The sequence below is a fragment of the Variovorax sp. FW301-JW7 genome (assembly GCF_058788795.1).
Genome location: NZ_JBYTBC010000006.1, coordinates 346,071 through 366,733, shown reverse-complemented (window position 1 = coordinate 366,733; position 20,663 = coordinate 346,071). Strand labels below are relative to the sequence as shown.

20 protein-coding genes are annotated in these 20,663 nt (G+C 68.4%); 16 read left to right on the top strand and 4 right to left on the bottom strand.

Annotated features, from left to right (window positions below):
* The 7 genes from rimM (at window position 1) to AC3WQM_RS19080 (ending at window position 5,881) form a co-directional block, all read left to right on the top strand.
* Window positions 1–555: a ribosome maturation factor RimM gene (gene rimM, locus AC3WQM_RS19110; protein ID WP_159275690.1), complete on the top strand. Its 555-nt coding sequence runs from the start codon at window positions 1–3 to the stop codon at window positions 553–555.
* Window positions 556–571: 16 nt separating this feature from the next.
* Entirely contained in the window at window positions 572–1,318 is a 747-nt protein-coding gene (gene trmD, locus AC3WQM_RS19105; RefSeq protein ID WP_492680875.1) for a tRNA (guanosine(37)-N1)-methyltransferase TrmD, read from the top strand.
* A 109-nt stretch (window positions 1,319–1,427) separates the two neighbouring features.
* Window positions 1,428–1,811, top strand: coding sequence for a 50S ribosomal protein L19 (rplS, locus tag AC3WQM_RS19100; RefSeq protein ID WP_056572437.1), 384 nt, complete (start codon window positions 1,428–1,430; stop codon window positions 1,809–1,811).
* Window positions 1,812–1,939: 128 nt separating this feature from the next.
* Window positions 1,940–2,683 (top strand): CoA pyrophosphatase, encoded by a 744-nt coding sequence (locus AC3WQM_RS19095; protein WP_489058028.1) that lies wholly within the window; start codon window positions 1,940–1,942, stop codon window positions 2,681–2,683.
* A gap of 58 nt (window positions 2,684–2,741) precedes the next feature.
* On the top strand, window positions 2,742–3,743 hold the full coding sequence (locus AC3WQM_RS19090; protein ID WP_489058029.1) for a CobD/CbiB family protein: 1,002 nt from the start codon (window positions 2,742–2,744) through the stop codon (window positions 3,741–3,743).
* Window positions 3,744–3,747: 4 nt separating this feature from the next.
* Complete coding sequence (hisC, locus tag AC3WQM_RS19085) at window positions 3,748–4,833, top strand: histidinol-phosphate transaminase (RefSeq protein ID WP_492680873.1); 1,086 nt, start codon at window positions 3,748–3,750, stop codon at window positions 4,831–4,833.
* A gap of 22 nt (window positions 4,834–4,855) precedes the next feature.
* Window positions 4,856–5,881: a hypothetical protein gene (locus AC3WQM_RS19080; protein WP_492680871.1), complete on the top strand. Its 1,026-nt coding sequence runs from the start codon at window positions 4,856–4,858 to the stop codon at window positions 5,879–5,881.
* Between the two features lie 25 nt (window positions 5,882–5,906).
* Here AC3WQM_RS19080 and rsgA read toward each other — a convergent pair whose 3' ends face one another.
* Genes rsgA through AC3WQM_RS19065 form a run of 3 tightly spaced genes read right to left on the bottom strand, consistent with a single transcriptional unit; the run spans window position 5,907 to window position 8,526 of the window.
* Window positions 5,907–6,866 carry a ribosome small subunit-dependent GTPase A gene (gene rsgA, locus AC3WQM_RS19075; protein WP_489058032.1) on the bottom strand — a complete coding sequence of 320 codons (960 nt, stop codon included), beginning with the start codon at window positions 6,864–6,866 and terminating at the stop codon, window positions 5,907–5,909.
* A gap of 12 nt (window positions 6,867–6,878) precedes the next feature.
* Window positions 6,879–7,229, bottom strand: a complete 351-nt coding sequence (locus AC3WQM_RS19070; protein WP_095746391.1) for a 4a-hydroxytetrahydrobiopterin dehydratase — start codon at window positions 7,227–7,229, stop codon at window positions 6,879–6,881.
* Between the two features lie 31 nt (window positions 7,230–7,260).
* Window positions 7,261–8,526 (bottom strand): M48 family metallopeptidase, encoded by a 1,266-nt coding sequence (locus AC3WQM_RS19065; RefSeq protein WP_492680941.1) that lies wholly within the window; start codon window positions 8,524–8,526, stop codon window positions 7,261–7,263.
* A 62-nt stretch (window positions 8,527–8,588) separates the two neighbouring features.
* On the opposite strand from AC3WQM_RS19065, the gene orn reads away from it, so the two are divergent.
* The 6 genes from orn (at window position 8,589) to AC3WQM_RS19035 (ending at window position 15,315) form a co-directional block, all read left to right on the top strand.
* The gene (gene orn / locus AC3WQM_RS19060) at window positions 8,589–9,185 is read left to right on the top strand and encodes an oligoribonuclease (RefSeq protein ID WP_307637407.1); all 597 of its coding nucleotides are present in this window, start codon (window positions 8,589–8,591) and stop codon (window positions 9,183–9,185) included.
* A gap of 248 nt (window positions 9,186–9,433) precedes the next feature.
* Window positions 9,434–11,347 carry a DEAD/DEAH box helicase gene (locus AC3WQM_RS19055; RefSeq protein WP_492680869.1) on the top strand — a complete coding sequence of 638 codons (1,914 nt, stop codon included), beginning with the start codon at window positions 9,434–9,436 and terminating at the stop codon, window positions 11,345–11,347.
* A gap of 216 nt (window positions 11,348–11,563) precedes the next feature.
* Window positions 11,564–12,637, top strand: a complete 1,074-nt coding sequence (locus tag AC3WQM_RS19050; protein WP_056571854.1) for an NAD/NADP-dependent octopine/nopaline dehydrogenase family protein — start codon at window positions 11,564–11,566, stop codon at window positions 12,635–12,637.
* Window positions 12,627–13,631, top strand: coding sequence for a 3-hydroxybutyryl-CoA dehydrogenase (locus tag AC3WQM_RS19045; protein WP_492680867.1), 1,005 nt, complete (start codon window positions 12,627–12,629; stop codon window positions 13,629–13,631). The genes AC3WQM_RS19050 and AC3WQM_RS19045 overlap by 11 nt, the downstream gene beginning before the upstream one ends.
* On the top strand, window positions 13,628–14,431 hold the full coding sequence (locus tag AC3WQM_RS19040; protein WP_492680865.1) for an alpha/beta fold hydrolase: 804 nt from the start codon (window positions 13,628–13,630) through the stop codon (window positions 14,429–14,431). Before AC3WQM_RS19045 ends, AC3WQM_RS19040 begins: the two co-directional genes overlap by 4 nt.
* Complete coding sequence (locus AC3WQM_RS19035) at window positions 14,428–15,315, top strand: quinone oxidoreductase family protein (RefSeq protein WP_492680863.1); 888 nt, start codon at window positions 14,428–14,430, stop codon at window positions 15,313–15,315. Before AC3WQM_RS19040 ends, AC3WQM_RS19035 begins: the two co-directional genes overlap by 4 nt.
* Before the next feature lie 14 nt (window positions 15,316–15,329).
* Here AC3WQM_RS19035 and AC3WQM_RS19030 read toward each other — a convergent pair whose 3' ends face one another.
* Window positions 15,330–15,806: a MarR family winged helix-turn-helix transcriptional regulator gene (locus AC3WQM_RS19030; protein WP_099791754.1), complete on the bottom strand. Its 477-nt coding sequence runs from the start codon at window positions 15,804–15,806 to the stop codon at window positions 15,330–15,332.
* Window positions 15,807–15,950: 144 nt separating this feature from the next.
* On the opposite strand from AC3WQM_RS19030, the gene AC3WQM_RS19025 reads away from it, so the two are divergent.
* The 3 genes from AC3WQM_RS19025 to AC3WQM_RS19015 are packed head-to-tail and all read left to right on the top strand — an operon-like array spanning window position 15,951 to window position 20,653.
* A complete protein-coding gene (locus tag AC3WQM_RS19025) occupies window positions 15,951–18,143 on the top strand; it encodes a thiamine pyrophosphate-dependent enzyme (protein WP_492680861.1) in 2,193 nt (730 codons plus the stop codon).
* 4 nt (window positions 18,144–18,147) lie between these two features.
* Complete coding sequence (locus AC3WQM_RS19020; protein WP_492680859.1) at window positions 18,148–19,653, top strand: indolepyruvate oxidoreductase subunit beta family protein; 1,506 nt, start codon at window positions 18,148–18,150, stop codon at window positions 19,651–19,653.
* 13 nt (window positions 19,654–19,666) lie between these two features.
* A complete protein-coding gene (locus AC3WQM_RS19015; RefSeq protein WP_492680857.1) occupies window positions 19,667–20,653 on the top strand; it encodes a PDR/VanB family oxidoreductase in 987 nt (328 codons plus the stop codon).
* The last annotated feature ends 10 nt before the right edge of the window (window positions 20,654–20,663 follow it).

The following is a 20,663-nucleotide window of genomic DNA, read 5'->3' as shown; positions in this document are numbered from 1 at the left end:
ATGTTGCCCACACTCGAAGCCGCCGAACTGCCGGCGGATGCGATCGAGGTCGGACGCATCGCCGATGCCTGGGGCATCAAGGGCTGGTTCAAGGTCCTGCCCCACAGCGCCCAACCGGAGGCGCTTTTTTCTTCCAAGCGCTGGTTCCTGCAGGCTCCCGGAGCCTCCACACCTGCCGCTTTTCGGCTCGCGGTTCGCGAAGCCAAAGAACATTCCGACTGCATCGTCGCCTCGTCCGAGGATGTGCCCGACCGCAACGCGGCCGAGGCGCTTCGCGGCGCGCGCGTGTTCGTGCCGCGCTCGAGCTTTCCGACCGCCGGCGACGACGAGTACTACTGGGTCGACCTGATCGGCCTGTCGGTCGTCAACCGCGAAGGTGTCGTGCTCGGTGCGGTGCGCGAACTGCTCGCCACCGGCCCGCAGACCACGCTGGTGCTGACGGCCGAAGAAGACGGCAAGACCATCGAGCGCATGGTGCCGTTCGTCTCGGTCTTCGTCGACAAGGTCGACCTGCCCGGCCGCCTCATCACGGTCGACTGGCAACCCGAGTTCTGACCCGGGCCGCGCGCGCATGCGCTTCGACGTCCTCACGCTTTTTCCCGAACTGTTCGCGCCCTTCATGGCCAGCGGCGTGACGCGCCGCGCCTACGAATCGAAGCAGGTCGAGGTCGTGCTGTGGAATCCGCGCGATTTCGCGCAGGGCAACTACAAGCGCGTGGACGACCGCCCCTTCGGCGGCGGACCCGGCATGGTGATGATGGCGGAGCCGCTGACGGCCTGTCTCGATGCCGCGCTGGCTGCTCGCGGTGCACCGGCGCCGGTGGTGCTGTTCTCGCCCATCGGCGAGGCGCTGCGCCACGAGGCCGTCGAGCGCTGGTCGGCGAGCGAGGGCGCGGTGCTGGTCTGCGGACGCTATGAAGGCATCGACCAGCGTTTCATCGACGCGCGCGTCACGCACCAGATCAGCCTCGGCGACTTCGTGCTGTCGGGTGGCGAGATCGCGGCCATGGCCTTGCTCGACGCCGTGGCCCGCCTGCAGCCCGGCGTGCTGGGCGACGAGGCCAGCCACGTACAGGACAGCTTCAACCCGGCGCTAGACGGCCTGCTCGATTGCCCGCACTACACCCGGCCCGAGCAGTGGAACGGGCAGGGCGTTCCGGCGCCGCTGCTCTCGGGTCACCATGCGCAGATCGAGCGCTGGCGGCGCGACCAGCGCCTGGCCATCACGGCCGCGCGGCGCCCCGAACTGATCGATGCCGCACGGGCGGCCGGCAAGCTGAACAAGGCCGATGAGGCCGCGCTGAAAAAAAAGCTATAATCCGCGGTTCCCCGATCCTCTGTCCGGCCGCGCCCGGTTTCTTGGCGGTTTTCCGCCAAAGCCCACGGCGCCTTTAGTGCAGCCCGAAACGATCGACTATCAGGAAATCATGAACCTCATCCAGACCCTCGAGCAGGAAGAAATTTCCCGTCTCGGCAAGACCATCCCCGATTTCATGCCCGGTGACACGGTCATCGTCAGCGTGAACGTCGTCGAAGGCAGCCGCAAGCGCGTGCAGGCCTACGAAGGCGTCGTGATCGCCAAGCGCAACCGTGGCCTCAACAGCGGCTTCACCGTGCGCAAGATCTCCAGCGGCGAAGGCGTGGAACGTACGTTCCAGACCTACAGCCCGCTGATCGCCGGCATCGAAGTCAAGCGCCGCGGTGACGTGCGCCGTGCCAAGCTGTACTACCTGCGCGAGCGCAGCGGTCGTTCGGCACGCATCAAGGAAAAGCTGCCGGGCAAGTCGCAGAAGGCTGCGTCGGCCGCTTAATCAGCCGCCGTCCTTTCTGCTCAAAAAGCCGCCGCTCTGGCGGCTTTTTGCGTTGGCGCCGCGCATTCAAGACAGCTTTTCATTTTTACGCTCTACTCCCTTCATCCCGTCACAGGCCGCACCTTCTCTTGACCTCCACTTCCTCCGCCCCCACGCCCTCCGCCGTCGTCGAACCCGTCAATGCCGTGGTGCCGCCCACGCTGCTGCAGATCGACCCGCGCCAGGTGCCTTTCGTGGACGGAAGCGATGGTCTGCCGGCCGTGGCGCCAGTGCAGCTGACGGCAAAGGCCCTTCGGGCACGCTTTGCCTCGCCGCCCGTGTGGACGCCCGAGCTGCGCCGCGAGCCCCGCATGAGCGACCGGGTGCCGGCCCAGGCCGCCGTGCTGGTGCCGATCGTGCAGCGCCCGCAAGGTGCGACCGTGCTGCTCACCGAGCGCACCACGCACCTGTCGACCCATTCGGGGCAGGTCGCGTTTCCCGGCGGGCGGGTCGATCCTGAAGACGCCAACATCCAGGCCGCCGCGCTGCGCGAAGCCTGGGAAGAGGTGGGCCTGTCGGCGCAGTTCATCGAAGTGCTCGGCACCTTGCCGACCTACACGACCGTCACCTCGTTCGTCGTGACCCCGGTGGTCGCGCTGGTGCAGCCCGACTTCGTGCTCGACATCAATCCCTTCGAAGTGGCCGAGGCCTTCGAGGTGCCGCTCGCCTGGCTCATGGACCCGGTCAACCACCGCCGCCACGCGGTCAGTGCCACCGATGGTGTCCGTCGCGAGTGGTACTCGATGCCGTACGTCGATGGCCCCCACGAGCGCTTCGTCTGGGGCGCCACGGCGGGCATGCTGCGCAACCTCTACCGCTTCCTCGTCGCCTGAGCCCGATCGGGCACCACCTGAGGCCAAAACCTTCAGGTGCTCTCGCTATCATCGAAGGATGAGCTTCTTTGCCATCCTGTGCGCGTTGCTGATCGAGCAGGTGCGGCCCTTGGGCCCGCACAACCCCGTGTACGGCGGCGTTCTGGCGTGGACGCGCTGGACCAGCCGCAACTTCGATGCGGGCAAGCCGCACCATGGATGGATCGCCTGGGGGCTCGCGGTGTTCGTGCCCACGCTGCTGTCGCTGGGCGTGCACTGGCTGCTGGTGCTCACGCTGGGTCTGCCGTTCGCTGTGCTGTGGAGCGTCGCGGTGCTCTACATGACGCTCGGCTTTCGGCAGTTCAGCCACCACTTCACCGACATCCGCGACGCGCTCGACGAAGGGGACGAGCCGCTCGCGCGCTCGTTGCTGGCGCACTGGCAGGGCGTCGACGCCGCCGAGCTGCCGCGCAGCGAAATCGTGCGCCACGTGATCGAGCATTCGGTCATTGCGGCGCACCGCCATGTCTTCGGTGTGCTGGCCTGGTTCTCGGTGCTCGCCGCCCTCGGCCTGGGACCGGCGGGCGCGGTGTTCTATCGCATGAGCGAGTTCGTCGCGCGCTACTGGGCCCACAAGAACGGCGCGCCCGTGCAGCCTTCGAGCGTGGCGGTGCAGGATGCGGCCGAGCGCGCCTGGCATGCCGTCGACTGGCTGCCCGCGCGCATCACCGCGCTGGGCTTTGCCGTGGTCGGCAGCTTCGAGGAAGCGATCGACTGCTGGCGCAACGACGCACGGCGCTTCCCCAACGAGAACGACGGCGTGATCCTCGCGGCCACGTCCGGCGCCGTGAACGTGCGCCTGGGTGGCGGCTCGCTGAGCCCGATTCCGGTGGCCGATCCGCTGTCGCGCGCGCAGGCCGGCGAGTCGCCAAGCGCCGGGCGCCGTCTGGACAGCGGCAGCACGCCGGGTCGCGAGCCCGAGCCCGGCCACCTGCGCAGCGTGGTCGGCCTGGTCTGGCGCTCGGTCGTGATGTGGATGGTGCTGCTGGCCTTGCTCACGCTCGCGCGTTTGCTCGGCTGACCCCATGAGCACCTCGCTCGCACCGGCCTTCTGGAGCCCGCGCATCGGCGCGCTCGAGCCCTATGTGCCCGGCGAGCAGCCGCGCATCGCCAACCTCGTCAAGCTCAACACCAACGAGAACCCGTACCCGCCGTCGCCGGAGGCCATCGCGGCGATCCAGCGCGCGGCCGCCGACGGCCTCGAACGCTACCCCGACCCCACGTCGCTCGCGCTGCGCGAAGCCGTGGCGCGCCGCCACAGCCTGCAGGTGGGCCAGGTGTTCGCAGGCAACGGCTCGGACGAAGTGCTCGCGCACGCGTTCTTCGCCTTCTTCCAGCAGGCGCAGCCGCTGCTGATGCCCGACGTGAGCTACAGCTTCTACAAGGTCTATGCCCAGCTCTACGGCATCGCCTGCGAGCAGCTGCCGGTCGACGAGGGCCTGTGCATCGACATCGATGCGTTCGCGGCGCGGGCCCGCCAGGGCTGCGGCGGCATCGTCATCGCCAACCCGAACGCGCCGACCGGCATCGGCCAGCCGCTGGCGCGCATCGAGCAGTTGCTGGCGGCGTGCCCGGATCGCGTCGTGCTGGTCGACGAGGCGTATGTCGATTTCGGCGGCGAGAGCGCGCTGTCGCTGATCGGCCGCTATCCGAACCTGCTCGTGGTGCAGACCCTGTCCAAGTCGCGCTCGCTGGCCGGCCTGCGCGTCGGTTTCGCCTGCGGGCAGGCGCACCTGATCGACGCGCTGGTGCGGGTCAAGGACAGCTTCAATTCGTACCCGATCGACCGCTTGGCGTCCGCCGGCGCCGTGGCCTCGCTCGACGACGAGGCGTGGTTTCGCAAGACACGCGACCAGGTCGTCGACACACGCGAAGGCCTGAGCCTGCAGCTCGAAGACCTGGGCTTCGAGGTGCTGCCGTCGCAGGCCAATTTCGTCTTCGTGCGCCACCCGCAGCGCGATGCGGCCGAGCTGGCCGCGTTGCTGCGCGAGCGCGCGGTGCTGGTGCGGCATTTCAGGCAGCCGCGCATCGCGCAGTACCTGCGCATCAGCATCGGCACGCGGGATCAGTGCAGCACGCTCGTGCAGTGCCTGCAGGACATCCTGGCCTGAAACTCTGAGAGAAATCCTGTCGATGTCGACCCTTCACGCCGACCCGCGCGCCGTTGCCTGCGCATCGTTCTGGCAAGCCTTGAGCGACAAGCTCGAGAGCCTGCAGTCCTTGTCCGGCCACGCGCTGGTGGGTGAATTGAATGCGCTGCTGCAGCCCTTCTTTCCAAACCTGGCGGCCGAAGTGCTGGGCGACCCGCCGGCTTTCACGCTCGTGCTGACGGCGCACGGCGCCGAAGACAATTTCGAGGACCTCATGGCGCTGGTGCACAGCGCGCCCGCGTTGCCGCAGGTCGAGGTCGAGGCCTTCCGACAGCGCATGCGCGAAGGTTTCAGCATGCGCATGAACGACTTCGAGCTGGCCAGCGCGGACGTTCTCGTGAAGCACGCGCCCTACAGGGGGCGGGTGGCGCTGGAGATCGGCTTTGCCAAGCCCATTCCGATGGACATGCAGGACCACGCGCGCCACATGAGCCTGATCATGCTCGACCACATCCTGGGCGAGTACGACTTCGCCGTGAAGGTCGGGCCGGTCGATCATGTCGAGGCCGATGCGCAAGCGGATTTCGAGGGCGTGCCGCTCGACGGCTTCGTGCCTCTGTTCGATGCGTGCTGGCGCGAGGACCTGGGCCACACCGGCGTGTTTCCTTCAGGCGAGCACGGCTGGTCGGGCCTGACCGCCACGCGCACCGCCGAGGACGGCAGCGAGGTCGAGGCGGTCGTCATGCGAAACGACGCCGCGAATGCGCTGCTCGGGCGTGCCGACCTGGGCCATCGGCTCTCGGCTGCCATCCCCGTCGAATCGGGCGAAGAACTGGACGAGGCCCGTGTCTACGAGGACCGGCTGACCGCGCTGCTGCAGACGCACGGCGAAGGCTGCTGCACGCACATCGTGCTGGAGGAGGGCGTTCGCACCGTTCACTTCCATGTGGCCGATGCGCAGGCGGCCATTGCGCACGCGCAATCGGTTCAGGAAGCGTTGGAGTTGCCGGTGACGCTGGCCCTGGCCTTCGACCCGACCTGGAAGTCGTACCGCACCTGGCTGGCCTGAGTGCGGCCCGCCCTTCGGTGCTGCGTCAGTAGCGCGTCTGGCTCAGCTCGGCGAACAACTCGCCGTAGATCTTGTAGCGCGAGGCGCTGATCGGTCCGGGTTGCGTCGCCGTTTCGACGTTCGAGATCACGCCGCAGCCGGGTTCGTGCAAGTGGGTGCAGTTGTAGAACTTGCAGTCGCCCGTGTGCTCGGCGATGTCGGGCATGAGGCCGGCGAGCTGCATCGGCTCGATGTGGTTCAGGCCGAATTCCTGGAAGCCCGGCGAGTCGATGAGACCGGTGGTGCGGGCCTCGTCGATCCAGTACCAGGTGGTGCTGGTGGTCGTGTGTTTACCCGAATTGAGCGCCTGCGAAATCTCTTGGGTCAACACGCTCGCGCCGGGCACCAGCAGGTTGGTGAGCGTGCTCTTGCCCGAGCCCGACGGGCCGAGCACCAGGGTCGACTTGCCCGCCAGCAGCTTCATCAGCGAGGCGTAGTCCGCTTCGCCCGAGGCCTTGAGCGACAGCGGCAGCACGCCGTGGTGCATGCGGCGGTAGGGCGCCAGCTTGGCCCAGGCGCGCGCAAAGGGCTCGACGAGGTCGCTCTTGTTGAGCGCGATGATGGGCGTGATGCGTTGGGCCTCGGCCGCGATCAGTGCGCGTGCCAGCTGGTGTTCGGAAAACTCCGGCTCGGCCGCGATCAGGATCAGCACATGGTCGAGGTTGGCCGCGAACGACTTGGTGCGGATCTCGTCCTGCCGGTAGAAGAGGTTGCGGCGCGGCAGCACCTCTTCGATGGTGCCTTCGTCTTCGGTGGCCTGCCAGCGCACGCGGTCGCCGACCACGGCCTGGCTCTTCTTGCCGCGCGGGTGGCAGATCAGCCGCTCGCCGGTGGGCGTTTCGACGAGGCAGTGACGCCCGTGGCTGGCGACGACGAGGCCGTCGTGGTGCGCCTTCCCCGTGTTGTGCGCAGCGGGGGTGAAGGCGGCGCGGCCCGGCTTAGCCACAGGCGTGTGTCCTCATGCGGCGGGGCTCGCAACCAGCGCGTCAGCTTGACGCGCGCAATCGAAGTCGGTGATCGACAGGCCGTTCACGTCGTGCGTGTTGAAGCGCACCACGCAGCGGTTGTAGTGCACCGACAGGTCGGGGTGGTGGTCCTGCGTGTGGGCCACCATGGCCAGTGCATTCACGAAGGCGATGGTCTCGAAGTAGTTCGCGAAGGTGAAGGTCTTCTCGATCGCGACATCGGCGCCGTCGCCGGTGAGCTTCCAGCCGTCGAGCTGGGCCAGGCCCGAGACGATCTCGGTGGCGCTCAGGGCCTTGCGGGGCGGAAGGTTCTTCCAGTCCTTGGGTTTGAACATGCTGCTCATGAGGGGCTTCGCTGAAATAGGGGGTCGAGGGTCACGCCGCGGCCATGCGCGCAAGGCGCTCGGAGGCGGGCGGGTGGGAGTAGTAGAACTTGACGAACACCGGGTCGGGTGTGAGCGTCGAGGCGTTGTCCTGGTAGAGCTTGAGCAGGGCGGCCGACAGGTCGGCGCCGCTGGTCTGCGCCACGGCGTAGGCGTCGGCCTCGAACTCGTGCTTGCGCGACAGGCGCGCCGGCAGCGGGGCGACGAAGAAGCTGAACACCGGCACGGCCAGCATGAACAGCAGCAGCGCCAGCGCGTTGTTGGGCGCGGCCGGCGACAGGTTGGGCTGCACGCCCAAGCCGGCGTAGAACCAGACCTGCGTCGAGACCCAGCCCAGCAACGCGAAACCGGCCAGGCTCAGCGCGAACATCGCGACCAGTCGCTTCACGATGTGGCGGTGCTTGAAGTGGCCGAGTTCGTGCGCGAGCACGGCCTCGACTTCGCCGGCGTTGAGCTGGCGCAGCAGCGTGTCGTAGAACACCACGCGCTTGCTGGCGCCGAAGCCGGTGAAGTACGCATTCGCGTGTGCGCTGCGCGTGCTGCCGTCCATCACGAACAGGCCCTTGGCCGCGAAGCCGCAGCGCTTCATGAGCGCGGTGACGCGCGCCTTGAGCGTCGGGTCGTCCAGCGGCTTGAACTTGTTGAACAGCGGCGCGATGAAGGTCGGGTAGATCAGCATCAGCAGCAGGTTGAAGCCCATCCACGCGCCCCAGGCCCAGAGCCACCAGAGCGTGCCGGCCGCGCCCATGAGCCACAGGATGAGCGCCGCAATCGGCAGCCCGATCAGCGCGCCGAGCAGCGTCGACTTGACGGTGTCGGTGAGCCAGAGCTTCCAGGTCATCTTGTTGAAGCCGAAGCGCTCCTCGAGCCGGAAGGTCTGCCACAGCGTGAACGGCAGCTCCAGCAGGCCGCCGATGAGTGCAAAGGCCGCCAGCAGCGCCAGCTGCTGCACCATGCCGCCGCCCAGCCACACCAGCAGCAGCTTGTTCAGCATGTCGAGCCCGCCGAGCAGCGTCCAGCCCAGCAGCAGGGCAGCGCCCCAGGCCATCTCGATGAGCCCGAAGCGCGCCTTGGCGATGGTGTAGTCGGCGGCCTTCTGGTGCGCGGCCAGCGTGATCGTGCTGGCGAAGGCGGCCGGCACGGCGCCGCGGTGGCGCGCCACGTGGCGCACCTGGCGGGTGGCCAGCCAGAACTTCACGAGCAGGCCCGCCACGAGCGCCGCCGCGAAGGCAAGGGTGAAGATGAGCGAATAAGACATCATGAAGCGGCGAGTTTAGTCCCCGGTATATCGGGGCGCAGGCCTTCGACGACAATCCTGCGATGCCCGAATCCCTTGACCCGACGCCCCCCGCAACCGTCCCCACCCTGAAGAAAAGCGACCAGAACCTGGTCTGGCTCGACTGCGAAATGAGCGGCCTCGACCCCGAGAAAGAGCGCCTGCTCGAGATCGCCGTGGTCGTCACCGGCCCCGACCTCACGCCCCGCATCGACGGCCCCGTGCTCGTCATCCACCAGAGCGACGCCGTGCTCGACGCCATGGACGCCTGGAACAAGGGCACCCACGGCCGCAGCGGCCTGATCGACAAGGTCAAGGCCTCCACGCTGGACGAAGCCGCGGCCGAGCAGCAGCTGCTCGAATTCATCGCCAAGTACATCCCCAGGAGCGGCTCGCCGATGTGCGGCAACACCATCGGGCAGGACCGGCGCTTCCTGGTCAAGTTCATGCCCAAGCTCGAGGCGTACTTCCACTACCGCAACCTCGACGTCAGCACCCTCAAGGAGCTGGCCAAGCGCTGGAAGCCCGCGGCCTACACCGCCTTCAAGAAGCAGCAGGCGCACACGGCGCTGGCCGACGTGCACGAGTCCATCGAGGAGCTGGCGCACTACCGGGAAACCTTCCTGCGCTTGGTGGATTGACAACAATTAGGTAAAAACCCGAAGCCGTGCCATAATCGCAGGCTTCGCTGATTTGAACGCGTCTTTGGACACAGATCAGCGTCTCTCGCATCTCCCTATCTTGCACACCGCGCCCGATCGCATTCGCTGATCAAAAAGGGCCGCAGCCTCCGACGAAAGCCGGAAGTTGAATGTCGTTGGATGGTTGATGTTTTTAACCACCAACGGGGCGCCGCCTACGGCAGCGCTCGCGTTTGAGATTGATATTCATGACCGACGCTTTTGAAGCGCAGGGCGAACTCGCGCCTGTGCAATCCGCTACCCATAACGAATTCACCGCTGTCGCGGAAACCGTGTCCGAGGCTCCGATCCTCGACGCACTGGACGCCGCAGCCCCCGAGGCCGCCGAAGCCGAGGCGCCCGCCGCGCCCAACGGTTTCATCAAGCTGGGCCTCGCCCCCGAACTGATCGCCGCCGTGGCCGACATGGGTTTCACCCAGCCGACCACCGTGCAGGAAAAGGTCGTGCCGATCGCGATGGGCGAAGCCGGTTCGGCCCGTTTCGTCGACCTGATGGTCTCGAGCCAGACCGGCTCGGGCAAGACCGCCGCTTTCCTGCTGCCCGTGCTGCACACGCTGATCAAGCGCCAGGCCGAAGCCGAAGCCGAAGCCAAGGCCGAGTTCCAGCGCCTGGCCGCTGAAGCCGCTGCCCGTGGCGAAGCGCCGCTCAAGAAGCCCAAGCGCAAGGACCCGACCAATGCCCGTCATTTCAAGGCCGCCACCCCCGGCGCCCTGATCCTGTGCCCGACGCGCGAACTCGCGCAGCAAGTTGCGCACGACGCCATCGAACTGGTTCGCCACTGCCGCGGCCTGCGCGTCGCCAACGTGGTGGGCGGCATGCCCTACCAGCTGCAGATCGCCAAGCTGCAGAACGCCGACCTCGTGGTCGCCACGCCGGGCCGCCTGCTCGACCTGCAGCGCTCGCAGCAGCTCAAGCTCGACCAGGTCAAGTTCCTGGTCGTCGACGAAGCCGACCGCATGCTCGACCTCGGCTTTGCCGACGACCTGGCTGAAGTCAACCAGCTCACCATCGAGCGCCAGCAGACGATGATGTTCAGCGCCACCTTCGCGCCGCGCATCCAGCAGCTGGCCCAGCGCGTCATGCGCGAGCCGCAACGCATCACGATCGACAGCCCGCAAGAGAAGCACGCCAACATCAAGCAGTCGCTGTACTGGGCTGACAACAGCCAGCACAAGCGCAAGCTGCTCGACCACTGGCTGCGCGACACCAGCATCAACCAGGCCATCGTGTTCGCCAGCACGCAAGTCGAGTGCGACGGCCTCGCCAACGACCTGCAGCAAGAAGGCTTCAGCGCCGTCGCGCTGCACGGCGCCCTGAGCCAGGGCCTGCGCAACCGCCGCCTGATGGCACTGCGCCAGGGCCAGGTGCAGATCCTGGTGGCCACCGACGTTGCCGCCCGCGGCATCGACGTGCCGACCATCACCCACGTCTTCAACTTCGGCCTGCCGATGAAGGCCGAGGACTACACCCACCGCATCGGCCGCACCGGCCGTGCCGGCCGCGATGGCCTGGCCATCACGTTCGCCGAGTTCCGCGATCGCCGCAAGATCATGGACATCGAGCAGTACAGCCGCCAGCAGTTCAAGGCGGAAGTGGTTGCCGGCCTCGAGCCGCAACAGCGCATGCCGCAATCGCGTCCCCCGATGGGCGAGTACCGTGGTGGCCGCGGCGACAACTTCTCGCGCGATCGCAAGTTCGGCAACGGCGGTGCAGGCGGCGGCGGTGGCTACCGCGGCAACAACAACGGCGGCGGCTATGCCGGCGCCAGCGGCTTCAACGACCGCAACGCACGCGGCCCGGCCCAGGGCCAAGGCCCGCGCGGCTTCCAGGGCGGCCAGAACGCCGGCTTCGGCGGCGGTCGTGACGAAGGCGGCAATGGCGGTGGCGGCGGCTACGGTCGCAAGCCGGGCTGGGGTGACAGCGCCCCGCGCGGCGGCCACGGCCATGGCGGCGGTCGCGGCGACGGCGGTTTCGCACCCCGTGAAGGCTTTGCACCCCGTGAAGGTTTCGCACCGCGCGGCAACGGCGCCGGTCACGGCGGCCCGGGCAAGGTGTTCGTGCCCCGCGACGCGCAAAAGCGCGCGTTCAAGCCCAGCCGCTGATCGCCCGTGCAAGCGGCCCTGAAAAGGGCTGCTTCCCCCTCAAAAGCCCGCGCTTCTCACGAACGCGGGCTTTTTCGTTGTCGGGTTTCCGAGCACTCCGGCGCCCATGAAGTTGGTTGACATCTGAATCGATGAAAAGTAATGTAATAGCGCATTGCTTCTCCCGGGTCCGTTCGCGGCTGCCGGTTCATCGACACCTGTTCTCGACTTTCGATCATGAAAATTGCGATTCTTGGGGGTGGCCACGGCGCCTATGCGGCCGCCGCGGACCTGTCTGAAACCGGTCATGAAGTGCGCCTGTGGCGCCGCGACGCCGCCGCGCTCGAGCCCGTCGTGCAGGCCGGCGCGATCACGCTGAAAGACGCCGCCGGTGCGCGCGAGGTGCCCATCGCGCTGGCCACCGCCGACATCGGCGCCGCGCTGAAGGGCGCCGAGCTCATCGTCATTCCCACGCCCGCCATCGCCCAGCACGACATCGCGCTGGCCATGGCACCGCACCTGGTCGACGGCCAGGTCGTGTTCCTGCCGCCGGGCACCTTCGGCAGCTATGTGATGGCGCAGGCGGTGAAGGCCGCCGGCAACCGCGCCGACGTGGCCTGGGCCGAGACCGGCACCTTGCCCTACCTTGCGCGCAAGCACGGCGAGCGCGAAGTCAACGTCACCATCCGCGCGATCCGCCTGCCCACCGGCGTCTACCCGGCGCGCAAGGAGGCGCAGGCGATCGAGGTGATCCGCCGCGCCTACCCGGCCGTGCACGGCTGCGGCGACGCGCTCTCGGGCGCGCTGATGAACGCCGGCCCCGTCATTCACCCGCCGCTGATGGTGATGAATGCCGCGCCGCTGCAGCACTTCGAGCGCTGGGACATCCACAACGAAGGCACGCAGCGCGCCGTGCGCGACGTGACCGACCGGCTCGACCGCGAGCGCATGGCCGTGCGCGAGGCCTTCGGGCAGGGCGCGCCGCACTATCCGCTGGCCGACCACTACAACAACGACCAGTGGATGTACGGCGATGCGCACAAGCAGCTCGTCAAGTCGGGCGACTGGCGCGAGAACATCGACCTGCACACGCACCGCTACATCACCGAAGACACCGAACTGGGCCTGGCCTTCCTGGCCTCGGCCGCGCGCCATGCGGGCGTGGATGCGCCCATTGCCCATGGCCTGCTGGCCATCGTCGGCGGCTTCCTCGGGCGCGACCTGCGCCAGGGCCCGCGCACCTTCGAGAGCCTGGGCCTCGCCAGCCTGAGCGCGGCCCAGCTCAAGCAGAGGCTGCACGATGGCGAATGAGCCCGCGCCGCCGCGCTTTGCCGCCGTGGGCGCCGGCCGCATGGGGCGCGGCATTGCCATCGCGTTCGCCTATGCGGGCCACCGCATCGCGCTGATCGACCTGCGCCCGCGCACGCCCGAGGCCTGGCAGCGCTTGCGCGACGAGGCGCAGGCGGAAATCACCGCGAGCCTTTCCGGCCTTGCGCAACTGGGCGTGATCGATGCTTCGCAGGTCGAGCGCATCGCCGCGCGCGTGGACTTCGTGAACGCAGCAGAAGCACCGCGCGCACTGGCCGCTGCCGAACTGGTGTTCGAAGGTGTGCCCGAAACCGTGGAGGCCAAGCGCGAGGCCTTCGAGCAGCTCAATCGCCATTGCCGCGACGACGCGATCCTCACCTCGACCACCAGCAGCATCCTCGTGACGCAGCTGGCCGCGCTCGTGCGCCGGCCCGAGCGCTTCCTGAACATGCACTGGCTCAACCCGGCCTACGTGATCCCCGTGGTCGAACTGAGCTGCCACCCCGGCACCGACGCCGGCGTGCTCGCACGCACCAAGGCACTGATGGAGGCCATCGGCAAGCTGCCCGTGGTCTGCGGCGCGTCGCCCGGCTACATCGTGCCGCGCCTGCAGGCGCTCGTGATGAACGAGGCGGCCCGCATGATCGAGGAAGGCGCTGCCACAGCGGAAGAAATCGACAAGGCCACGCGCTACGGCCTGGGCCTGCGCTTCGCGGCGCTCGGCGTGGTCGAGTTCATCGACTTCGGCGGCTGCGACATCCTGCACCACGCGAGCCGCGAGATGTCGGCCTCGCTCGACGCAGGCCGCTACACCGCGCCGGCCATCGTCGGGCGCATGGTCGAGGAGGGGCGACTGGGCCTGAAGAGCGGCAGCGGCTTCTACGACTACGCGGGCCGCGACACCGCTGCCTACCGGCGCGACGTGCTCTCGCGCACGCTCGGCGAACTGAAGCACGCGGGCCTGTGGCGCGCACCGGCCGACGAGACGCTGCCATGACGATCCGCCGCGCCTTCGCCGACCTGTCGGTGGGGCAGGTGCACCACGCCGCGTGCGGCGATGCGCAGGCGCCGGCCGTGCTGCTGCTGCACCAGTCGCCGCGCAGCTGGGCCGAGTACCGCGAGGTGCTGCCGCTGATCGCCGGCGCGGGCTACCGCGTCATCGCCATGGACACGGCGGGCTTCGGCGATTCGGCCGACGGCGGCGTGCCGGCGAGCATTGCGCAGTGGGCGCGCGTCGCATACGAGCTGCTCGATGCGCTCGGCATCGCGCAGGCCGATGTGGTGGGGCACCACACCGGCGGCGTGATCGCGATCGAACTGGCCGCGGCGTTTCCACAGCGCGTGCGCAGCCTCGTGCTCTCGTCCACGCCGTACACCGACGAGGTGTTTCGCCGCGCCCGCGCGCAGCGTCCGCCCATCGACGAAGTGGCGCCGAGCGACGACGGCAGCCACCTCGCCGCGCTGTGGCAGAAGCGGCAGGCCTTCTATCCTCCGGGGCGACCCGACCTGCTCGAGGCCTTCGTGCGCGATGCGATGAAGGTCGGCCACCGTGTCGAAGAAGGGCACCGCGCCGTGGCCTCGTACCGCATGGAAGACCGCATCGGCCGCGTGACGCAGCCGACGCTCATCGTGCGCGCCACGCTCGACCCTTTCGCTGCGCCGCATGCGGCAGAGCTGCAGCATCAGCTGCCGCAGGCGCGCATCGTCGACATCGACGGCGGCATGGTGCCCTTGCCCGACCAGATGCCCGAGGCCTTCGCGCGCACGGTGCTCGACTTTCTGGCGACACGGCCATGAAAGCCGTGCGCATCCATGGCTTCGATGCCGCGCCGGTGCTCGAGGACGTGGCCGACCCCGTGGCGCGACCCGGCCGCACCCTCGTGCGCATGCAGGCCGCCACTGTCGGCCACATCGACCGCACCGTGTGGCAAGGCCGCTTCCTGCGGCATCCGCCGTTGCCGTACACGCCGGGCGTGGAAGCCGCGGGCGTGGTCGTCGCGAGCGAGCGTTATGCAGAGGGGCAACGCGTGTGGTTGCGCGGCAGCGGCTTGGGCACGCTGTTCGACGGCACCTGGTGCGAGCTGATCGATGCACCCGACGACGCGCTCGGCGTGTTGCCCGATGCGGTGCCGATGGCGCTCGGCGCGGCGTTCTTCTCGCCCACTACGTCGGCGTGGGTGGCCCTGCACGAGGTCGCTCGATTGAAGCCTGGAGAGCAAGTGTTGGTGACGGGCGCAAGCGGCGCGGTGGGTTCGCTGGCGATGCAACTGGCACGCGATGCAGGCTGTACCGCAACGCCTGTCGATCCAAAGGCCGCACCGCCTGAACTCGCCAGCGTCGACCTGCTCATCGACACCGTCGGCGGCGACGTGCTCGCGGCGGCCTTGCCTGCCGTGCGCCCCAGCGGTCGCGCCGTGCTGATCGGCTACACCGCCGGTCCGACGCTGCAGCTGGACATCGCACACTTCCTGCAGCGCGACGTGGCGCTGCTGCCGCTCAACATGTTTCGGCGCGAAGCCGCAGGCCGCGCAGCCGCTCCAGAGTTGCTTGCGCGGCTGGCCGACGGCCGACTGCATCTCGATGTGCAGCCCTTCGCGCTCACCGATGCAGCCCTCGCACTCGACTGGATCGCCAGACGCGGTCATGGCGGCCATCGCGGCCGCGCGGTGCTCGTGCCTTAGTCAGGCCACGCGCTTCAGTCTTCGTCCGGCACCTCGACCGGCACATGCACATGCAGGTCGATCATCTGCCGCAGCGTCTGCTTGAGCTCTTCGGCGCGTCGCAGCCCGAAGGGTTCGAGCACGCGGCGCTCGTGTTCGCGCGCCAGTTCCATCAGGTGCTCGACCGCCTTCAGCCCCGCGGGCGTGATGCGCACCAGCGTGATGCGGCGATCACTTTCATGGGGCAGGCGCTCGACCTGGCCGCGCGCTTCCATGCGGTCGAGCAGCCGCGTCACCGTCGGCTGCTTGGTCACTGTCACCTGCGCGAGCTGGCCGATGCTGACCGCGTCGCTGCCCGCCAGCGACGCCATCACGCGCCACTCCGACACAGAAAAACCCTGCTGCCGCGCCACCTCGTGGAACTCCGAAGAGATGAGCTGGCTGGCCTGCGCGAGCAGCGCGGGCAGGTAGTCATCGACGAAGCGATGCGTTTCCTTGAGCGGTTCAGACATGAAGGCGCCTCCTGTTTGCCGCAGGCATGCGGATTGCATGGCTAGGGTAATTCATGATTGTGGATACATTCATTTCTAAACATTATAGGAACCGTGATGTGACCCCGGGGCCGCATCCTCCCACGAGAAAGAAGAAGGACATCCATGGCTGAGCGTTCGTTCGTCGAAGAAGTCAAGAAGCTGAGACTTACTGGTGGAGAAGTGTTCCGCGGCGAAGGCATTCTGGCCGTCACCAAGGCCCTGCTGGAGTCGGGGGTGTCGTATGTAGCGGGCTACCAGGGCGCGCCCATCTCGCACCTCATGGACGTGCTGGCCGACGCGCAGGACATCCTGGCTGACCACGGCATCCGCTTCGAGAACAGCGCCAGCGAAGCCACCGCCGCCGCCACGCTGGCCGCCTCCGTCAACTACCCGCTGCGCGGCGCCGTCACCTTCAAGGCGACCGTGGGCACCAACGTGGCGTCCGATGCGCTGGCCAACCTGGCCTCGGGCGGAGTGACGGGTGGCGCGCTCATCATCGTGGGCGAGGACTACGGCGAAGGCTCGTCGATCATGCAGGAGCGCAGCCATGCGTTTGCGATGAAGTCGCAGATCTGGCTGCTCGATCCGCGGCCCAACCTGCCGAGCATCGTCGATGCGGTGAAGACCGGCTTCGATCTCTCGGAGGCCAGCAACACGCCCGTGATGCTGCAGCTGCGCATCCGCGCCTGCCATGTGCACGGCCACTTCATCGCCGGAGACAACAAGCGCGCCAAGTTCACGCTGAAGGAAGCGCTCGAGAACCCGCAGCGCGACGTCAGCCGCATCGTGCTGCCGCCCGCGAGCTTCGTGCATGAACAAGAGAAGGTGAAAGACCGCTGGCCCGCCGCCGTGCGCTTCATCGAGGAGCGCCAGCTCAACGAGTTCTTCTCCGAGGACGCCGACGACATCGGCATCATCGTGCAGGGCGGCAGCTACAACACGCTGCTGCGTGCGCTCGAACGCCTGGGCCTGGCCGATGTGTATGGCGAGACCCGCGTGCCGCTGTACGTGATGAACGTGGCCTATCCCGTCATCGAGAGCGAAGTCATCCGCTTCTGCGAAGGCAAGCGCGCGGTGCTCATCGTGGAAGAAGGCCAGCCCAACTTCGTCGAGCAGAACCTCGCGACCATCCTGCGCCAGGCCGGCTCCACCACCGCGCTGCACGGCAAGGACATGCTGCCCGTGGCCGGCGAGTACACGACGCTCGAACTGCTCAAGGGCACGCGCACCTTCTGCGAGCGCTACGAGCGCCTTGCGCCGCTGCCGGTGCCCGCACCGGTGCGCAAGGTGATTCCGCTGAAGGAAGTGGCGGCCATCGGCGTCGACGATGCGCCGGAACCCGCGCTGCCGTCGTCGGCACTCGGCGACGTGGTGCATTCGCGTCCGCCGGGTTTTTGCACCGGCTGTCCCGAGCGCCCGATCTTCAGCGCGATGAAGCTGGTCGAGCGCGAACTCGGTGCGCACCACGTGAGCGCCGACATCGGCTGCCACCTGTTCTCGATCTTGCCGCCCTTCAACATCGGCAACACGACGATGGGCTACGGCCTCGGCGGCGCGGGCGCCTCGGCGCTCAACGCACCCGCCGGCAAGCGCGCGATCTCGATGATGGGCGACGGTGGCTTCTGGCACAACGGCCTGACGAGCGGTGTGGCCAACGCGGTCTTCAACAAGAGCGACAACCTCACCATCATCGTCGACAACAACTACACCTCGGCCACGGGCGGGCAGGACATCCTCTCGTCGACCGCCGTCAACAAGACGCGCAGCACCGGCCACGAGATCGAGCGCGCCGTGCGCGGCGTCGGCGTCGAATGGGTGAAGACGATGCGCCGCACCTACGACGTCGCTGGCATGCGCGATGCGCTGAAAGACGCACTCACCACCACGAAGAAGGGCCCCAAGGTCCTCATCGCGCAATCGGAGTGCATGCTCAACAAGCAGCGGCGCGAGAAGCCGCTGGTGCGCAAGGCCATCGCCGATGGCAAGCGCATGGTGCGCGACAAGTTCGGCGTCGATGCCGACACCTGCACCGGCGACCACTCGTGCATCCGCCTGTCGGGCTGCCCGTCGCTCTCCATCAAGCCCAACCCCGACCCGCTGCGCATCGACCCCGTCGCCACCGTGCTCGACAGCTGCGTGGGCTGCGGCAACTGCGGCGACGTCTCGCACGCCGCCGTGCTGTGCCCCTCGTTCTACAAAGCCCAGGTCGTGAGCAACCCGACCGCCTGGGACCGCTTCCGCCAGCGTGTGCGCACCACCGTCATCGGCTGGCTGCAGCGCGGCGACGCGCGCCGCCGTGACGCCTATGCCTTCTGACCCCATGACGAACAAGGTTCAACCCATCAAGATTGCCATCCTCGCCATGGGCGGGGAGGGCGGCGGCGTGCTCGCCGACTGGATCGTCGACATGGGCGAGGCCAACGGCTACGTGGCCCAGACCACTTCGGTGCCGGGCGTGGCCCAGCGCACCGGCGCGACCATCTACTACGTCGAGCTGTACCCCGATGCGCAGGCGCAGTCCGACGGCGGACGCCCCGTGCTCGCGCTGATGCCGCTGCCGGGCGACGTCGACGTGGTGCTCGCCTCCGAGCTCATGGAAGCCGGCCGCGCGGTGCAGCGCGGGCTGGTCACGCGCGACCGCACCACGCTCATCGCCTCCACCCACCGCGTCTTCTCCATTGCCGAGAAGAGCGCCATGGGCGACGGCCGTGTCGACAGCGAGCAGCTGCTCGCCCACACCGCGCGCGCCGCCAAGCGCTTCATCCGCTTCGACATGGCGCAGGCCGCCGAAGCCTCGGGCAGCGTGATCAGCGCCGTGCTGTTCGGCACGCTCGCGGGCTCGGGCGTGCTGCCCTTCGGCCGCGCGCAGTTCGAAGCCACCATCGAACGCGGCGGCGTGGGCGTGAAGCCCAGCCTCAAGGCCTTCGGCGCGGCATTCGATCGCGCGCAGGACGGCGACGACGGCGAACCCGCCAAGGTGGCACCGGCCGCCACGCCCGCACCGCAACCGCGCCACCCCGCCGTGCGCGCGCTGGTCGAACGCGTGCAGCGCGACTTTCCGCTGCCCGCGCACGACTTCCTGCTCGAAGGCGTGCGTCGCCTCATCGACTACCAGGACCTGGCCTACGCCGGCCTGTACCTCGACCGCATGGACGCTGTGGCGAAACTGCCCGACGACGCCCACCGCCTGCTGCGCGAAACCGCGCGCCACCTCGCGCTGTGGATGTCCTACGAAGACACCGCCCGCGTCGCCGCCCTGAAGACCCGCGCGACCCGTTTCGAGCGCGTGCACGGCGAGGCCGGCGTGCAGCCGGGCCAGCTGCTCGCCATCCACGAGTACATGCACCCGCGCCTGCAGGAAATCTGCGAGACGCTGCCCGGCGGCATCGGCCGCTGGCTCATGCACTCCACGCTGCCGAAGAAGATCGTCGAGCGCTTCACGCAGCGCGGCCGCGTGATCCGCACCAGCTCGCTGCGCGGCTACCTGATGCTGCGCATGGTCGCGGCCTGCAAGGGCTGGCGCCGCTCGACGATGCGCTACGCCGACGAGAACCGCCGCATCGAGGAATGGCTGCAACGCATCGCCGCCACCGCGCCACGCAACCCCGCGCTCGCCGTCGAACTCGCCCAGTGCCAGCGCCTGGTCAAGGGCTACAGCGACACGCACGAGCGCGGCCTGCGCAACTACGACACCGTGATGCGCGCGTTCGAACGTGCGGGTGCCGCGCTGGCGCCCGCCACCCTGCGCGAACTGCGCGACGCGGCGCTGGCCGACGAACACGGCCACAAGCTGCAAGCCGCGCTGGTGCAGCACGCCTTGGCCTGAAGGGACCCGAACCATGACCGCTCCCACGCTCCAGCTTCGCGTCGCCGAAGCGCGCGCCCTCAACCCGCTGATCCGCCTGCTGCGCCTGCGCGCCGAAGACGGCCGCGCGCTGCCCGGCTTCGCCGCCGGCGCGCACATCCGCGTGCAGGTGACGCTGGCCGACGGCGCCACCGACTGGCGCCACTACTCGCTCATCAACTTCGCGACCGAGCGCAACGCCACCAACGCACCGACCGACTACGTGATCGCCGTGCGCAAGGAGGCCGACGGCCGCGGCGGCTCGCGCTTCATGCACGAAGGGCTGGCCGAGGGCAGCGTGCTCACCATCGAGCCGCCGAAGAACGACTTTCCGCTGCACACCGGCCCGGGCGGCACGGTGCTGGTGGCGGGTGGCATCGGCGTGACACCGCTGGCGTCGATGGCCGCGCGCCGCCGCGCCGAAGGCGCCGCCGTGCGCATGCACTACGCCGGCCGCAGCCGCGACCTCATGGCCTTCCTGCCCGAGCTGCAGGCGCTGCTGGGCGACGACCTGCGCGTGCATGCCGACGCCGAGGCCGGTGCGCCGCTGGACATCGACGCGCTGCTCGACGCCGTGCCCGCCGGTGACCGCCTCTACGTGTGCGGCCCCAAGGTCATGCTCGACGCCGTGCTCGCCCGCACCCAGGCCCGCGGCTGGGAGCACGACCGCGTGCACTTCGAGCTCTTCACCGAACCCGTCGTGGAGGAGGGCGACCAGCCCTTCGAGGTGGAGCTTGCCCAGTCGGGCCAGCGCTTCACCGTGCCGGTCGGCCAGAGCATCCTCGACTGCCTCATCGAACACGGCTGCGACCCGATGTTCGATTGCAAGCGCGGCGAATGCGGCGTGTGCGCCGTGCCCGTGATCGAGGGCGAGATCGACCACCGCGACTACGTGCTCACCGCCCGCGAGAAGGCGGAAGGCACCGTCATGCAGATCTGCATCTCGCGCGCCAAGGGAGCGCGCCTGGTGCTCGACCTCTGAGAAAAGCCAG

Excerpts from the sequence above, each read along its gene's own strand:
- orn (WP_307637407.1), top strand. The coding sequence starts at position 8,589 with ATGCCCGAATCCCTTGACCCGACGCCCCCCGCAACCGTCCCCACCCTG.
- AC3WQM_RS19090 (WP_489058029.1), top strand. The coding sequence starts at position 2,742 with ATGAGCTTCTTTGCCATCCTGTGCGCGTTGCTGATCGAGCAGGTGCGG.
- AC3WQM_RS19055 (WP_492680869.1), top strand. The coding sequence starts at position 9,434 with ATGACCGACGCTTTTGAAGCGCAGGGCGAACTCGCGCCTGTGCAATCC.
- AC3WQM_RS19030 (WP_099791754.1), bottom strand. The coding sequence starts at position 15,806 with ATGTCTGAACCGCTCAAGGAAACGCATCGCTTCGTCGATGACTACCTG.
- trmD (WP_492680875.1), top strand. The coding sequence starts at position 572 with ATGCGCTTCGACGTCCTCACGCTTTTTCCCGAACTGTTCGCGCCCTTC.
- AC3WQM_RS19040 (WP_492680865.1), top strand. The coding sequence starts at position 13,628 with ATGACGATCCGCCGCGCCTTCGCCGACCTGTCGGTGGGGCAGGTGCAC.
- AC3WQM_RS19035 (WP_492680863.1), top strand. The coding sequence starts at position 14,428 with ATGAAAGCCGTGCGCATCCATGGCTTCGATGCCGCGCCGGTGCTCGAG.
- hisC (WP_492680873.1), top strand. The coding sequence starts at position 3,748 with ATGAGCACCTCGCTCGCACCGGCCTTCTGGAGCCCGCGCATCGGCGCG.
- AC3WQM_RS19050 (WP_056571854.1), top strand. The coding sequence starts at position 11,564 with ATGAAAATTGCGATTCTTGGGGGTGGCCACGGCGCCTATGCGGCCGCC.
- AC3WQM_RS19080 (WP_492680871.1), top strand. The coding sequence starts at position 4,856 with ATGTCGACCCTTCACGCCGACCCGCGCGCCGTTGCCTGCGCATCGTTC.
- AC3WQM_RS19015 (WP_492680857.1), top strand. The coding sequence starts at position 19,667 with ATGACCGCTCCCACGCTCCAGCTTCGCGTCGCCGAAGCGCGCGCCCTC.
- AC3WQM_RS19045 (WP_492680867.1), top strand. The coding sequence starts at position 12,627 with ATGGCGAATGAGCCCGCGCCGCCGCGCTTTGCCGCCGTGGGCGCCGGC.
- rimM (WP_159275690.1), top strand. The coding sequence starts at position 1 with ATGTTGCCCACACTCGAAGCCGCCGAACTGCCGGCGGATGCGATCGAG.
- AC3WQM_RS19065 (WP_492680941.1), bottom strand. The coding sequence starts at position 8,526 with ATGTCTTATTCGCTCATCTTCACCCTTGCCTTCGCGGCGGCGCTCGTG.
- AC3WQM_RS19025 (WP_492680861.1), top strand. The coding sequence starts at position 15,951 with ATGGCTGAGCGTTCGTTCGTCGAAGAAGTCAAGAAGCTGAGACTTACT.
- AC3WQM_RS19020 (WP_492680859.1), top strand. The coding sequence starts at position 18,148 with ATGACGAACAAGGTTCAACCCATCAAGATTGCCATCCTCGCCATGGGC.
- AC3WQM_RS19070 (WP_095746391.1), bottom strand. The coding sequence starts at position 7,229 with ATGAGCAGCATGTTCAAACCCAAGGACTGGAAGAACCTTCCGCCCCGC.
- rplS (WP_056572437.1), top strand. The coding sequence starts at position 1,428 with ATGAACCTCATCCAGACCCTCGAGCAGGAAGAAATTTCCCGTCTCGGC.